Source organism: Natronorubrum aibiense, assembly GCF_009392895.1.
GTDB lineage: Archaea > Halobacteriota > Halobacteria > Halobacteriales > Natrialbaceae > Natronorubrum > Natronorubrum aibiense.
On sequence record NZ_CP045488.1, the window covers coordinates 883769 to 897499 of the forward strand.

Genomic DNA, 13731 nt, shown 5'->3' on the forward strand with positions numbered 1-13731 from the left:
AGGTGTTTTGTTGGATTTGCTTTCAGCACACTCGTGGTGCGTGGTGTGTCGGGATGCCACCACCGGCCGAATTGGTTGGAAAGTATATTTCTACATCGAGTTAATATACAGTACAGAGACAACACGAGGAGTCGGCGGCGACATATTTCTCGACTCGATGACGATACCTGAAACGTATATGTTTTTTCGATATACTACTCGGTCAACATACCTAACTCAAGCTACTCAGATTTGGTGGACGACAATGACGGCTGAAGAGTGACCGCCAGATACCTACACAGAACCGAATTATAGGCGTTTTCTGTCCATTATAGAGGCTGGTAACTTACTCCCAGGACGATTTACGGTCCGAGAGGGTCTCGCAAAACATCAATGCGCTAAAACCCACTATTAGCTGCTCTATCGGTAGAATATCGATGATTTTCGAGGTGAGCGATAGCGATCTCAGTTCGACCATAGAGATGACAGTAACAAGATGTTTTCGTATAACTACCCAAAACCATATATATATAATATTCTGGTTGAATCGGTAGTGAAACCGCAGAACGGGATCGACACGAGTCAGCGAATGGGCGCGATACAGAGAAAACAGCGGATCGAGATCGGTGAACGGCGACTAGTGGTAGCTGTGCTCGGGAGTTGCCGAACCGCCGAACAGAGAGTACAGAACCACGAAATAGGCACCAATGATCGGCAGGAACACGGCCGCGAAAATGGCCGTCAGGTTGAGCGAGAGCGGCGAAACGATGGCGTCGGAAATCGACAGGCCGGCTGCCGGATCGACGGCAGGGTACAGGAGTAACGCGACGAAGAAGACGAACGTAGCTGCAAGCCCCGCTGCTGAGAGAAATGCGCCGTGGTAGCGCCCACTCGAGGTCGCCACAACAGAGAGTGCTGCAAAGACGAGCGTCGCAGCAACGAGTGCTGCGGTCGGAAGCGACCAGAGTCTCGACTGCAACTCGGGGTAGCGACCGAACAACACCGCTGCGGTGAGCGCGAACAGAGCGACGTAGATCGCCGTTGCCGTTCGCCCTCGGCGAACGACCCGCCGCCGGAGCGTCCCGCTGGTCTTGATGGCGAGAAACGCCGCACCGAGGACGACCGAGAGCGCGACGACGGTGAGACCGACGACGATCGGGCCGCCCGCGAGCGCTGACGGTTCGCCAAGCACCCAACTCGCGACGAATGCACCGAGCAACAGCGGGGCAGCGGTACTGCCAGCGACGAAACACGCGTCCCAGAAACGCGTCCACTGCTGGTCGTCGCGTTCCTCACGAAGTTTCACGCCGAGTCCGCGAAGCCCGAGCGCCAGCAAGATTGCAAAGACCAGCACGTAGTGACGACTGAGAATGTTCGCGTACACCGCCGGAAAGCCGGCGAACAGTACCGTCCCGAAAAGGACGAGCCAGACTTCGTTCGCCTTCCAGAGCGGGCCAAAGGCGGCGAGCATGGTCTTCCGTTCGGTTTCGTCGGCCTCGGCAAACAAGATTCCGAGCCCAAAATCGAAGCCATCGAGCAGGAGATACACGCCGAGCGCGAGCATCACGAGCCCGAACCAGAGCTCAGGTAACGACTCGAGTACGTACGCCGAGTCCGAGAGAAGCTCAGTCATCCGCGATCACCCCCGGTGAGTCAGGTCGATCGTCTTCTTCGATACCGACCGTGTGTCGCTCGGCCTCCTCGTCGATGAGTCGCTTGAGGACATAGAGGAAGACCCCGAACAGCAACACGTAGCCGACCACGAACGCGAGCAGCGTGAACGTCGCTTCCGCCGACGACAACGGCGGTGAGACACCGTCTGCAGTCGTGAGCACGTCTTGGATAATCCACGGTTGCCGGCCGATCTCGGCGACGTACCAGCCAGTGATCAGGGCGACAAATCCCAGCGGTGATGACAGCATCAGCGCCTGCAGATAGCGCTCATCCTCGTAGAGATCGCCCCTCCAGAGGCGGTACGTGCCCCACGCACCCAGTCCGATAAACCAGAAGCCAAGCCCGACCATGATCCGGAACGACCAGAACACCCACGCGACCGGCGGTGAATCGTACTCGAAGTCGTTGAGGCCGGTTACCTCGGCGGTCGGATCACCGCCGCTGGCGAGAAACGACGCGAGCTGAGGGATGCTAATCGTATAGAGGTTGTCCGCCCGTGGATCGGTGATCGCCTCGAGGTCAGTCGGGATCGCGATAAGGTGGAGATCAGCCTGTCCGGTCTCGTAGTGGGCTTCCATCGCGGCGAACTTGTGTGGCTGGGTTTCGGCGACGTGGCGGCCGTACATGTCGCCGTGGATCGCCTGAAACGCCGACGTCACTAACAGGACGACGACGGCGGCACGGAGCGCGGTGCGCCAGACGTCGCTGTCGCGGTTTTGCCAGACGAAGTAGGCGGCAATCCCCGCGATCACGAGCGTCACGGAGATGATCGCGGCGTTTTGCATGTGGACATACATCCACGGAAATCGGGGATTGAAAAACGCCGCCATCGGATCGGTGAGTTTGGCGATCGGAACGCCACCCTCCATCACGACTTCGTACCCGCGTGGCGTCTGCATCCAGGAGTTGACGACGAGAATCCAGAACGCAGACAGCCACGCACCGAGGGCGACGAACACCGACGAGAGCGCATACATCTTGCCGGAAACACGCTCACGGCCGAACAACAACACGCCAAGTGCGACTGCCTCGAGCATGAACGCCATCTTCGCTTCGAACGAGAGCGGACCTCCGATCATCTCGCCGGCAGTCGTCGAGAACGCGGCGAAGTTCGTTCCGAACATAAATCCCATCGGAATGCCGGTAACGGTCCCCATCACGAAACCGACGGCGAAGATTTTCGTCCAGAACGCACGGAGCCGTGCGTATCGTTCTTCGCCAGTTCTGACTTCCTGGACGGTGACGTAGACGAGAAACGGCGCGAGTCCGACCGAGAGCGCCGCGAAGATGATGTGAATCGTTATCGTCCAGCCGAACTGGATGCGACTGGCCAGTTCGGGCGTCAGAAACGCCAGTGTCAGTGCATCTCCCGCGTACGCGGATGCGAGTGCCGATATCGAAAGCTCCGAAGTGGGGAACATACTGTCTACACCTGCTATCCGACGGTACGGATTACACATCGGTAAACTAGTCTTTGGCTATAGCCAAGATTCGATCGCTAAACCAAAACTGCTGTACTAGATTGTATTCTGATAAGAGACAGCTATCGAGGCGACTCGCTTCTACAGAAAAAGCAGGCTGAGTGCCTCAGGACTTGACCCCGAGGCGGTTCACCAGACTCGCTGGCAAGCACTCACAGCACCGCCAGAAGGGGAGCGACGGCGCTGATCAAATCGAGGAGCCGTCATGACCGTCACCAAACCGCTCGAGGTGTCGCTTGACGAGCGTCGACTCGGCCATTCGGAGCCGGTAGGACAGCGTCGATTCTGGGACGTCGAGGGTCGACGCGAGCGCCTCGAGAGTACTCTCCCGCGGTCGCTCGTAGTACCCGTGCGAGGCCGCCGCTTCGAGCGCCTCTCGCTGTGGGCCCGACAGACCGACGTCGACGATCCCATCGCCGTGCCACTCCGTCGCCGTGCCGAGATGGCCCATCTCGAGTATCACGTCTTCGTCCTCGAGCGCTTCGTGAAGCCGATCGTAGAGCGTGCTCACGGCCTCGTCGGATCGCATGAGCAGTCGCCACCACGCCGTCTGGCCGCAGTGTCGACTCTCACAGATCGTGCCACAGTTCAAGCTCGTCGCGGCGAGTGCTTCGACGGCAGGACACGACTGGATCTCGTCGGCATACACGTATATCAATCGTCGTCTCGGGGCACACTCGAGGCGATACCACGACCACTGTCCTCCACAGGCCTCGGGGTCGACTGCACGCGGACAGTAATCGCGGTCCTCGAGGGCCGTCTGAAGCCGGTCGGCCGCATCCGGATCGCCCGTGAGCTGGACGAGTCGCGTGTACGAGCCGGTTCCGAGGACGACGTCGATCGTCGAGAATTCGAGTGTCTCGTGCTGGCGCAAGATCGTCGTGATTCGATCACCGTCGGGAGCGTACTCGAGGCGGAACGTGAGTTCGCGGAGTCGGTCAGCCGGTGTTGCGCTCATCGTCCCAGGTACAGTGGCAGATGCACGTGTACGAACTGGCAGTGGCGTGTCTCTCTCGAGTCTCGGTTCGGTCTCGTCGCTCCCGGAACAGTTGCTCCCATCTCGAGTAGAGGTAGGTACTCACGGTGCCTAAAACGGTCGAATACGACGATTTTCGGCGTGTGATCGCCGACGAAATCGTTGACGGAAAATATTGCACCAACGTCGACGCTCGAGCCGTCAGTCCGCCGCCGACGGCTGCTGACGGCGAGTTGCGCGAAGCGACTGCAAGCTGGTGTAGACAACCGCGGATGCGACGACCAGCGCCGCACCGAGGACCAACACCAGTCCGACGGTCTCGAGGAGTTCGTTCCCGAGATAGCTCCCGACCTCGCCGATGCCGACTGCGACGGACCCGGCGAGCAACATCCCGCCGAAGTAGACTTTGATGTCGTCGGCATCGACGACGGCGGTCGCAGCCGAGCCGATCCGGGCACCGAGTGCACTTCCGAACAACAGCGGGACGACGATGCCGAGGTCGACGCCGCCACCTTGTCCGTAGAGGTAACTCCCGATCGCCCCCGAGAACACGATCTCGAAGAGGTCGGTGCCGACAGCGACGGGGACCGGCGCGCCGATGGCATAAATCATCGCCGGCATCCGGATGAAGCCGCCACCGACGCCGAGAAAGCCCGACAGCAAGCCGGTCGCAAAGGCGACAACCGTGATGACCCACGCCGAGACACGGACGTCACCGCGGAGCGTGACCATCGGTGGGATACGGACGGTCTGTTGGATGGTTTGTGCGATTTCGGGAATCTCGTAGTCGCTGAGATCCTTGTCGGCGGCGTCGTGGTCGACCCCACCGCCACCCTCACCGTTCAGCGCGTCACGCGTGACGAGGAGGCCGATCGCGCCCAGCAGCAAGACGTACACGACGCTGATGATCCCACCTGCTAGCCCGAGTTCCTCGAGATAGAAGACGGCCGCACGGCCGACCTCGATGCCGATCGTCGTCCCAGCGATCATGAGCCCGCCGAGTTTGTAATCGACCTGCCCGAGGTCGTGGTGTTTCAGCGTCGCGATGACGGCCGTCCCGAAGACGAATGCCATCCCGCTGCCGACTGCGACCCGCGCCGGATACCCCATCATCAGTAACGCCGGCGTCACGAGGAACGATCCACCCATGCCGAAGAAGCCAAAGAGGATGCCGACGAGTAGCCCGAAGCCGACGAACAGGGCTAACAGCTCCGGCGAGCCACCGATCGTACCCAGAATGGAGTCAAGCAGCGTCATCACCCCCAGTGACGGTGTCGATCAGGCGCGACCCGACGAGTCGCTCGAGCCCCCCGTACCCGACGTACAGGACGATCGCCTCGAACAGGACGACACCAATGACGAGTGCCGCCTGCGGGTCCCAGCTCGGAACTTCTAGTCCTGCCATAGTTCGGTTCTGTTCGGTGAAAGGTCAATGATTTGGAGATACATAGCTACTCGTCCAAGTAAGTCCGTCGACCGTCTACGCGGATCGTGTTCATGGAGATTCGAACGTGTGTGCTCAGTCGTCAGTCGTCAGCGACGGCGCTGTCCTCGGTCGCCGCACAGCGGTTGGGTCCGAGTTCGAGTTCGTTGCGCTCGTCCTCGCCATCGGGTTCGTAGACGCCGAGGTTCGTCTCGATAACTTTCTCGTAGTTTGGCGGCTTCGAGGGCAGGTTCTCGAACATGTGCTCGACGAACTCGTCTTCCTCGAGCGAGATGATCTCGTTTTTCGCCCAGATGTCGCCGACGGTCGAGAACATCGGCATGCCGGGTTCGACGTCGATGTATTCGCCGTCGTCGGTCAGCGAGAAGTGCCCGGGGAGGATCTTGACGTGGTCGGGCATCGTGGCGATCTTGTGCTGGAGCGTCTCGTACTGGACGCGAGCACCGCTTTTTGCGTCCTCGCCGGCGAACTGCAGTTCGGTCCGACCGATCGATTCGACGAACAGCGTGTCGCCGGTCAGCAGCGCCTCGTCTTCGACGAAATAGGACGTCATCCCGGTCGTGTGACCCGGCGTATGAACGGCTTTGATTGCGACGTCACCCACCATCACCGTCTCGTTTGGCTCGAGGCCGTCGAACTCGAACTGTGGATCACGCGTGTTCGCTGGCTCACCGAGATGGTACGGGACGCCGTACTTGTCGGCGAGATCGCGGCCCGCGGAGATGTGATCGGCGTGAATGTGCGTATCGAAGACGCGTGCGATCTCGTAGCCACGGTTGGCGGCAGCTCGCTCGAACGCCGCAGTCGCGCGAGTGACATCGACGAGCGCCGCCTTGCCCGTTCGCTTCGAACCGACGAGGTAGCCGAGACAACCCTTCGCACGCCGCTGGAGCTGCAGGATCTCGAGGTCGTCGCGTTTGGTCGCGATCGGAACGACGTCGTAGACCAGACTCCAGTCTTCCATTCCACCGTCGACGTACGCGACGTTTTCGAAGCCTTCGACCTCCTCTAGGTACGTGGCGAACTTCCCGGCGGAACGACCGGTCGCACACGTGGCGACGATTTCGTCGTCGGCCCCGTACTCGCTGGGATCGAACTCGCCGACGAGTTCGTCGTCGGAGCCGGAGTACTCGACGTTTTCTGCCTCCGAAATCCGCCAGTCCTCGTAGTCATCCGGTGCTCGAGTGTCGAAGAGCACGTCCAGCGTTCCCGCTTCGATTCGGTCCCGAAGATCCGCTGCCGAAATCGTCTCAACCATACGGGAGAGCCTTTGAGAGGGCTGATATTAAGGGTTAGAGCAGCCAGAATAATTGTCCCCTTCGAGGTGGACCAACCGTCTACCGGAAAGAATCTACAGAAAAAGCAGGCCAAGTGCCTCGGAGCTTGACCCCGAGGCGGTTCACAGAAAGTGCTGACAATGGAAATTGAAACACATCTCACACCGTAGCAAACGACAGCGTTCGAGTTCGTGCCTCACTGCAAGACTTTCACGGAAACAAGAACAGTCGGGATAATAACTGGAATCGTCAGTATCGCGCCACTGATAACCACGAACGGCGCAACCGCGTGAGGAGGATAGGCGAGGAAATCCACCGTCACCCAATTGACGACGTTCGCAGTAACAGCGTACGCGGTAGCCGAAAGCAACAGGATGACACTGAACGATCCCAGCACGACACTGGCGACACGACGGGCAGATCTAGAGACGGTTTCCGTCTCAGTTTGAACACTCATATTGTTCTCCACAACCACAGTAATAACCTAATGAATGTAAATGACTCGCATTCATATTTTGGCAGAGTCAACAAGTCAGTCGGCAGTTTGAGTACGCTGTGGACTGAAGTGATACACAAAGGCCCGTGACAGCAGCCCGCCTCAGTCGTCGGACGCGGTCAGAGACTGCTCGTCGGGACCGCCAGCATGGCCCTCGTGATCGACAGCAGTCGACTCGAGCGTCGACGAGATCGCGGGGACGTCCGCAGCCGTCACCTCGCCCTGTGACTCGATCTCCTCGAGCGAGCGCGGGAACGCTCGGAGGTCTTTGTGAACCGCGATCCCCGTGTTCGCCCCTTCTCCCATCGCGACCGGGATCTGCTTGTGCCCGGGCGTGAGATCGCCGACTGCATACACGCCTTCGACGGAGGTCTGGCCGTGGTCATCGACAGCGACGGTTCCGTCGTCGTTTCGCTCGAGTGCTAACGCGTCGACGATGTTATCGTGGTAATCAGAGCCGTACATCGGGAAGCCGCCAGTGTAGGATCGAACCTGTCCATCGGCGAACTCGAACGACTCGAGCCAGCCGTTCTCGCCTTTGTTCATCCCGACGAGTTCCTCGGAGATGACGTCGACAGGGTGGGCCTCGAGCATCGTTGCCGTCTCGTCGCTCCATTCGGGTTCCTCGCCCCGAGTGAGCAGATCCACGTCGTCGGTGTAGTTCAGCATGATCATCGCGACGTAGGCGGCGGCCTCGCCAGTCCCCATCACGTAGACGGGTTCGTCGACGAACATGTAGGCATCACAGTGGAGACAGTAGTGCAGCCCTCGACCAGTCGGCGGAAGCGGCGGCTCTGGGCGGTTGTCGGTAAAGCCCATCGCGAGGACGACACGACAGACTTGATAGGACTCGTCACCCGTCGAAACACGGAAGCCGTCGTCTGCATCGTCGCCGAGGGGCGTCACGTCCTCGACGAGGTCGCGCTGGTACTCCGCGCCGTAGCCCTGAATCTGTTCTCGAGCGGCCTGCAACAGCTCGTTTCCCGACGTCTCCTCACCGATTCCGATGACGTTGTGCGTCTCGCGCATCATCGCCGCGCGACCCCCGCCGCGGTCGATAACGATCGTATCGAGACCCAGTCGCGTCGTGTAGAGCGCACTCGTCAGTCCGGCCGGCCCGCCGCCGACGACCGCAACGTCGTAGTCGAATCCGTTGTCCGTATACATTCGTACGTAGTGGCTGTCGTTCTGGAGATAAAAATGTGTTCTCAGCGGGTGTCTAGACGCTCAATAGCAGTGTCCTCGAGTGAAAAACGGCGAACAGAACGGGTGCGAAACGTCGTCTAGAGCTGTGTCTTCGAATACCATTCATCTCTATCGATCTGAGAACCGTCGGAAGCATATAAGTACCTTCCACGCCGAGTTTCGGATATGACGGACGCTTCCGATAGCGAGGGTTCCCGCGCGCTTCCCGAACGAATCAACCGACTGGCAGCTGACGGTGACGAGACCGACGATGCGACCAAACAGCTCGCACTCGAACTCGTTCGGACACACCACGATCGGATCAACGAACTCTACTACGAGAACGGGTTCTCGGATGCCGAAGCCGAGGCGCTCGCGCTCGATGAAGCCGGCGTCACCCCAGCCGGAGCGACACTGGTCATGACGGCAACAGGACGGAGCGATGACGACGTGGAGGCCGCTCTCGAGTCTGTCACAGATCGGACGGCTGCCTGATTTTCGACTCGGCAGCAAGAATGGATTGGACCGCGTTCGGGCCGATTTTGTTAATATAAGAACAGCCCATAGGATCCGCACAAAGAAATGGCCAGTGAGTGTCGAGAAGTCGTCTACGGCGTGTGCCTGCTGACACTGCTCGAGTCCGCGATGGCGCGGTCGAGCACAGAGATCCGAGAACGGATGAGCGGCGTTCTCGAGCCGTCCAGCGAACGGGACGGCAGAACGGTCTCCCCTACGAAGTGCGTGTGACGTGGCGAACTCGAGCGTCTAGAGCTCTTTCAGGGTGAACCACCAGTCGTAGGATTCATAGCCCGCTTGCTCTGCTTCTGCGGTGCGTGCCTCTGCGTCCTGAACCGTGCCAGGTGGCGAGAGCAGCGCCTTGTCGCCGAAGTTCTCGTTCTCCGGCCAGTTCGCTGGCAGCGCAACGCCTTCCTCGTCGGAGGTCTGGAGCGCCTCGAGCGAGCGCAGGACTTCGTCGATGTTGCGGCCGATCTCTTTGGGGTAGTAAAGGACCTGCCGGGTGATTCCCTCGGGGTCGACGATGAAGACCGCCCGAACGGTCGAGGTCCCCTGACCGGGATGGACCATTCCGAGCGCGTCGGCGACATCGCCGCTTTCGTCCGCGATGATCGGGAAAGCGATATCCTCGCCGATTTCCTCGTCGATCCACTCCGTCCACTTGATGTGCGAGTGAACGCGGTCGATCGATAGTCCGATCAGTTCGGCGTTGAGTTCCTCGAACTCCTCGCGGCGCTGCTCGAAGCCGACGAACTCGGTCGTACAGACCGGCGTGAAGTCACCTGGGTGGCTGAAGAGGACGAACCACTGTCCCTCGTAGTCCTCAGGGATACTCTTGGGTCCGTGCGTCGTCTCTACCTCGAGTTCGGGGAACCGATCCCCGATGAGCGGGAAACCACTTGCGTCGCTTTCGTCTTCGGACATTGCATGTGGGGTTAGGATCCTAGCAAATATAATCCCTTTTCAAAAAGATATTTTCTCTGATTCCGAATGAGAGAGTTGTTGATCGTGAAATAATTGCTCTACCTGCCAGACGTCCCATACCAGATAGTAGCATACACACACCACGATCACTGACAAAAAATGCGGAGGAGTCGAAGGACGATTCGTCGTGTTCGATCCGTTTTGAGAGGGGTGAATCCGTAACTACTTCGATTTCGAGGCCCCCATCCGTCGAAGGAACTCGATGAGGATACCGAGCCCCTGCCGGACGTCGTCATCACGAAGCGCACCGAGCATCCCCAACAAACCGACTTTTTCCGGTGGCTCCTCTTCGGTGAATGCGCCCAGTCCTGACTCAACGGTGTCGACGAGCTCTTCGTCGCCGAGTCGATAGCCGAGGACAAGCATATTACCGAGGTTCTGTCCAAGCTGGTACGGTTCGACATCGGCCTCGGCGTAGGTGGCACTCGCCCCAGCGACCATCATTCGCAGCTCCGCGATCGGTTTTCTGTTCTCGCGGGCGACGTTGACGGCTTCCGGAATGATGTCCTCGGCGAGGTCGTACGTGACCTCGAGCAACTCGAGCAACTCGATGAGCGTGTCGGTGTTCTCACCGAGTCGCTCGAGCAAAACGAGCGTCTCCTCGCGCTCTAAGGCAACTCGCAGTCGGGCGAGCGTCTCGCGGTTCTCGCGAACGATCGTCTGAAGTTCCGGAACCAAATCGCGCACGAGATCGTCTGCAACCTCGAGCGTTTCGAGGAGTTCGACGAGCATGTCAGCGTTTTCACCGACACGCTGGACGAGGACGAGCGTGTCCTCGCTCTCCAGAGCCATACGCAACTCCGCGATCGGCTCCCGAGAGTCGTGTGCGGCCTCGCGAAGTTCGGGTGCGAGATCCTCGGAGAGTTTCTGGACGACGACAAGGAGTTCGAGTAGTTCCGCGAGTTCCTCGTCGTTTTCCTCGAGCGTCCGAGCGAGTTTGTTTACTTCGGCGGACTCGAAGGCAGTGCCGTCGAAGTCGCCGTCGACCGATTGATCTTTCTGTGCCATTGTTTACGGAAGGGGGTCGTAGCCTTTCATCCAGGCATCCCAGTAGACGGATGGAAGGACGTTGACGTCCATGATCCAGTTCATCTTGCTCTCGACAGGCGCAGAGATGGGGCCCTCGTAGTCGAATTCGGCAATCAGGGCTTTCCCTTTCTTTGTCAGTAGTGGACAAGCAGCGTAGCCATCGTATTCCGCGCGCAGGGGCATGTCACGGATAGCCGACGTGAGGTTCTTGCTGACGACGTGGGCCTGTTTACGGGCGGCTGCGGCCGTCTTCGAGTGTGGTGCGTTCTCACAGTCACCCAGCGCGAAGACGTTGTCGTACGCATCGTGCTGGCACGTGTGCTTGTCGATGGTGACGTACTCGCCATCCTCAGAGCCCTCGGTCAGCGGTGAGTTGTCGGTGATCGGTTCCTGACCGAACTGCGGGGTAACTGGTGCGTAGAGATCGTACTCGATTTCCTCACCGTCCGCACCGTAGACGACGCCCGCGTCGGGGTCAACCTTTTCGACCGAGAAGTTCTCCTTGAACTCGATATCACGGTCGTTCCAGATCTCGTAGAGTTTGTCGCGATACGGCTGGACGCCGAAGTGGTGTTCGGCGTTTCGCGTCATGATGACCTCGACATCGTCGCGGATGCCCTGTCGCTGGAAGTAGTCCTCCGCGAGCATCGTCATCTTCAGCGGCGCGCCAGGACACTTGATCGGCGTGTCGGGCTGAGTGACGAGGAACGTTCCTCCGTCGAACTCCTCGAGGGCCTCACGCATTTCGAGGGCGGCCTCGTAGTGGTAGAACGGGTAGACGTCGTCGTGGTCTTCCCACGCCTCAGTCAGGCCGGGCATCGCGCTCGGATCGAGTCGATGGCCAGTCGCAACCACGAGGTAGTCGTACTCGAGATCATCGCTGTCCTCGAGTTCGACGATCCCAGCATCGGGATCAACACCGGTCACGGCGTCGTGGATGAACTCGACACCCGGCTTAAGCAGGGTCTTGATATCCCGTGACTGCTCGGGCTCGAGATACCCGAACGGAACGAGATAAAACGAGGGTTGGTAGAAGTGGTCGGTACTCTTGTCGACAACCGTGATTTCCGCTTCGTCACCGTCCAGTTTACGCCGGAGAATGTTTGCTGTCATCGCTCCGCCAGAGCCGGCACCCAGTATCGCTATTCTCGTCATGTACGACTAGATATCGTAGGCTGATCCATCTAAACACACGTCTTTCAGAAACAATTGTGTGAGAGAGGAAACCATAGTGCGGATAGAGAAAATATTGCGTGCTTCATCGGCATCGACGGTGCCGTCGCTCTCGAGCGGTCCACTCTCGAGATCAATCGCCACCAGAATATCTATTTCAGCCTGTTTAGGGCTCCTCAACGTCCGATTCGACCGGCGCATTGATCGAGTTCCCCCACTCGATCCACGACCCGTCGTAGTTAGAGACGTGTTGGTACTCGAGCAGTTCCGAGAGCACGAACCAGACGATCGACGATCGCTCCCCGACGTGGCAGTAGACGATCGTCTCCCGTTCGGGATCGCTATCGTGACTCCGGAACAGCTGTTCCAACTCCGCTCGGTCTTTGAACGTTCCATTTTCGTCGACGACTTCTGACCAGGTGATATGGACCGTTCCAGGAATGTGACCAGCGGTGCGAGCCTCGGGGAGATCCTTGTTCGGTGGCTGCGTCAGATCTCCGTTATATTCCGGTGATGATCGAACGTCAACGATCGTAACATCCTGTGCAAGCGCCGCTTCGACGTCGGTTCGGTACGCGCGAATCCGCTCGTCAGGAGTGTGCGCGTCGTACTCCTGTGGGGTGAGCTCAGGACTGTCGGCAGTCGTCGGATAGCCGAGTTCTGTCCACCGCTTCTTTCCGCCATCGAGCAGTTTGACATCAGTGTGGCGATAATATTTGAACAGCCAGTAGAGATACGCCGCATACTGGTTGTGGTGCGTACTGTAGATCACCACCGTACTCTCGTTCGAAATTCCGCGGGCCCCCACGTACTCTTCGAAACAGCGTTTGTCAGCGATCCCACAGCCGTTGACGTCGACGAGGTCTCCGAGCACATCGATTTGGACTGCTCCCGGGATATGCGCCTGTCCGTACTCGTCGTCTGCCTCGACGAGGCGAAGTTCCGGATCATCTCGCTCAAACTCCGACAGTTGTTGTTCAACCCATTCAGGTGAGACGACGACCGAGGATCCTGCCTCACTTCGATCTCCACACGAATCAGTTGCAAGCTTGTAACACGTCTGTCGCCCATCGTGGAGTGCAGGCGATGACGCGATCAGTCCAGCCTCATCGAGTTGGTCCAATCCATACCGAGCCGTCCGCGAGGAAAGCATCGTCTCCTCAGTCAATCCCTTGAGCGTCATCGGCCCGCTATCCTCGAGCGTCTTATAGATGAACTTTGAACTCGGCGGCAAATCCTCGAGTGCGGCTTCGGTCTGGTTATCCGCCATGGCTGGTCTAGGATGGGATAGTGCACCCGAATATACAATTCTTTCGTCACTGCTTTAGACACTTCGTACGGGCATATTTGCCTGACTCGACTCGAGTACTGGCAACAAAGTTGTGAAAATATTGCACGTTGTCTTACACCCGTACTGCTGTAACCCAAAATAAGTATGCCCAATAATTTCACCTTCTTTGCCGGTCGAACGTCAGCTGTCAGCAGAACAGTTTCGAAACTGCGTCTCGCGAGTGGAA

At 58.9% G+C, this 13731-nt stretch carries 13 protein-coding genes; 1 reads left to right on the top strand and 12 read right to left on the bottom strand.

The features are described from left to right. Positions 1-616: 616 nt before the first annotated feature. The 8 genes from GCU68_RS04395 to GCU68_RS04425 all read right to left on the bottom strand — a co-directional run bounded on the left by GCU68_RS04395 (position 617) and on the right by GCU68_RS04425 (position 8494). The gene (locus GCU68_RS04395) at positions 617-1612 is read right to left on the bottom strand and encodes a cytochrome d ubiquinol oxidase subunit II (protein WP_152939334.1); all 996 of its coding nucleotides are present in this window, start codon (positions 1610-1612) and stop codon (positions 617-619) included. After that, positions 1605-3074 (bottom strand): cytochrome ubiquinol oxidase subunit I, encoded by a 1470-nt coding sequence (locus GCU68_RS04400; RefSeq protein ID WP_152939336.1) that lies wholly within the window; start codon positions 3072-3074, stop codon positions 1605-1607. The genes GCU68_RS04395 and GCU68_RS04400 overlap by 8 nt, the downstream gene beginning before the upstream one ends. Before the next feature lie 247 nt (positions 3075-3321). After that, on the bottom strand, positions 3322-4092 hold the full coding sequence (locus GCU68_RS04405) for a helix-turn-helix domain-containing protein (protein ID WP_152939338.1): 771 nt from the start codon (positions 4090-4092) through the stop codon (positions 3322-3324). Positions 4093-4311: 219 nt separating this feature from the next. Then, entirely contained in the window at positions 4312-5367 is a 1056-nt protein-coding gene (locus GCU68_RS04410) for a sulfite exporter TauE/SafE family protein (RefSeq protein WP_227014931.1), read from the bottom strand. After that, positions 5354-5515: a DUF7512 family protein gene (locus GCU68_RS21210; protein WP_168927066.1), complete on the bottom strand. Its 162-nt coding sequence runs from the start codon at positions 5513-5515 to the stop codon at positions 5354-5356. Before GCU68_RS21210 ends, GCU68_RS04410 begins: the two co-directional genes overlap by 14 nt. 121 nt (positions 5516-5636) lie before the next feature. After that, positions 5637-6812, bottom strand: a complete 1176-nt coding sequence (locus GCU68_RS04415) for an MBL fold metallo-hydrolase (RefSeq protein ID WP_152939340.1) — start codon at positions 6810-6812, stop codon at positions 5637-5639. A 215-nt stretch (positions 6813-7027) separates the two neighbouring features. Further along, on the bottom strand, positions 7028-7288 hold the full coding sequence (locus GCU68_RS04420; RefSeq protein ID WP_152939342.1) for a hypothetical protein: 261 nt from the start codon (positions 7286-7288) through the stop codon (positions 7028-7030). 141 nt (positions 7289-7429) lie between these two features. After that, on the bottom strand, positions 7430-8494 hold the full coding sequence (locus GCU68_RS04425) for an NAD(P)/FAD-dependent oxidoreductase (protein ID WP_152939343.1): 1065 nt from the start codon (positions 8492-8494) through the stop codon (positions 7430-7432). A gap of 204 nt (positions 8495-8698) precedes the next feature. On the opposite strand from GCU68_RS04425, the gene GCU68_RS04430 reads away from it, so the two are divergent. Beyond that, a complete protein-coding gene (locus GCU68_RS04430) occupies positions 8699-9007 on the top strand; it encodes a hypothetical protein (protein ID WP_152939345.1) in 309 nt (102 codons plus the stop codon). A 270-nt stretch (positions 9008-9277) separates the two neighbouring features. Here the strand turns inward: GCU68_RS04430 and GCU68_RS04435 are convergent, their stop codons facing one another. The 4 genes from GCU68_RS04435 to GCU68_RS04450 form a co-directional block, all read right to left on the bottom strand. Continuing rightward, complete coding sequence (locus GCU68_RS04435; RefSeq protein ID WP_152939347.1) at positions 9278-9952, bottom strand: peroxiredoxin; 675 nt, start codon at positions 9950-9952, stop codon at positions 9278-9280. Between the two features lie 222 nt (positions 9953-10174). Further along, entirely contained in the window at positions 10175-11020 is an 846-nt protein-coding gene (locus GCU68_RS04440; RefSeq protein ID WP_152939349.1) for a DUF1641 domain-containing protein, read from the bottom strand. Between the two features lie 3 nt (positions 11021-11023). Next, complete coding sequence (locus GCU68_RS04445; RefSeq protein WP_264373476.1) at positions 11024-12154, bottom strand: NAD(P)/FAD-dependent oxidoreductase; 1131 nt, start codon at positions 12152-12154, stop codon at positions 11024-11026. 226 nt (positions 12155-12380) lie between these two features. Further along, positions 12381-13484 (bottom strand): rhodanese-like domain-containing protein, encoded by a 1104-nt coding sequence (locus GCU68_RS04450; RefSeq protein WP_152939353.1) that lies wholly within the window; start codon positions 13482-13484, stop codon positions 12381-12383. Positions 13485-13731 lie beyond the last annotated feature (247 nt).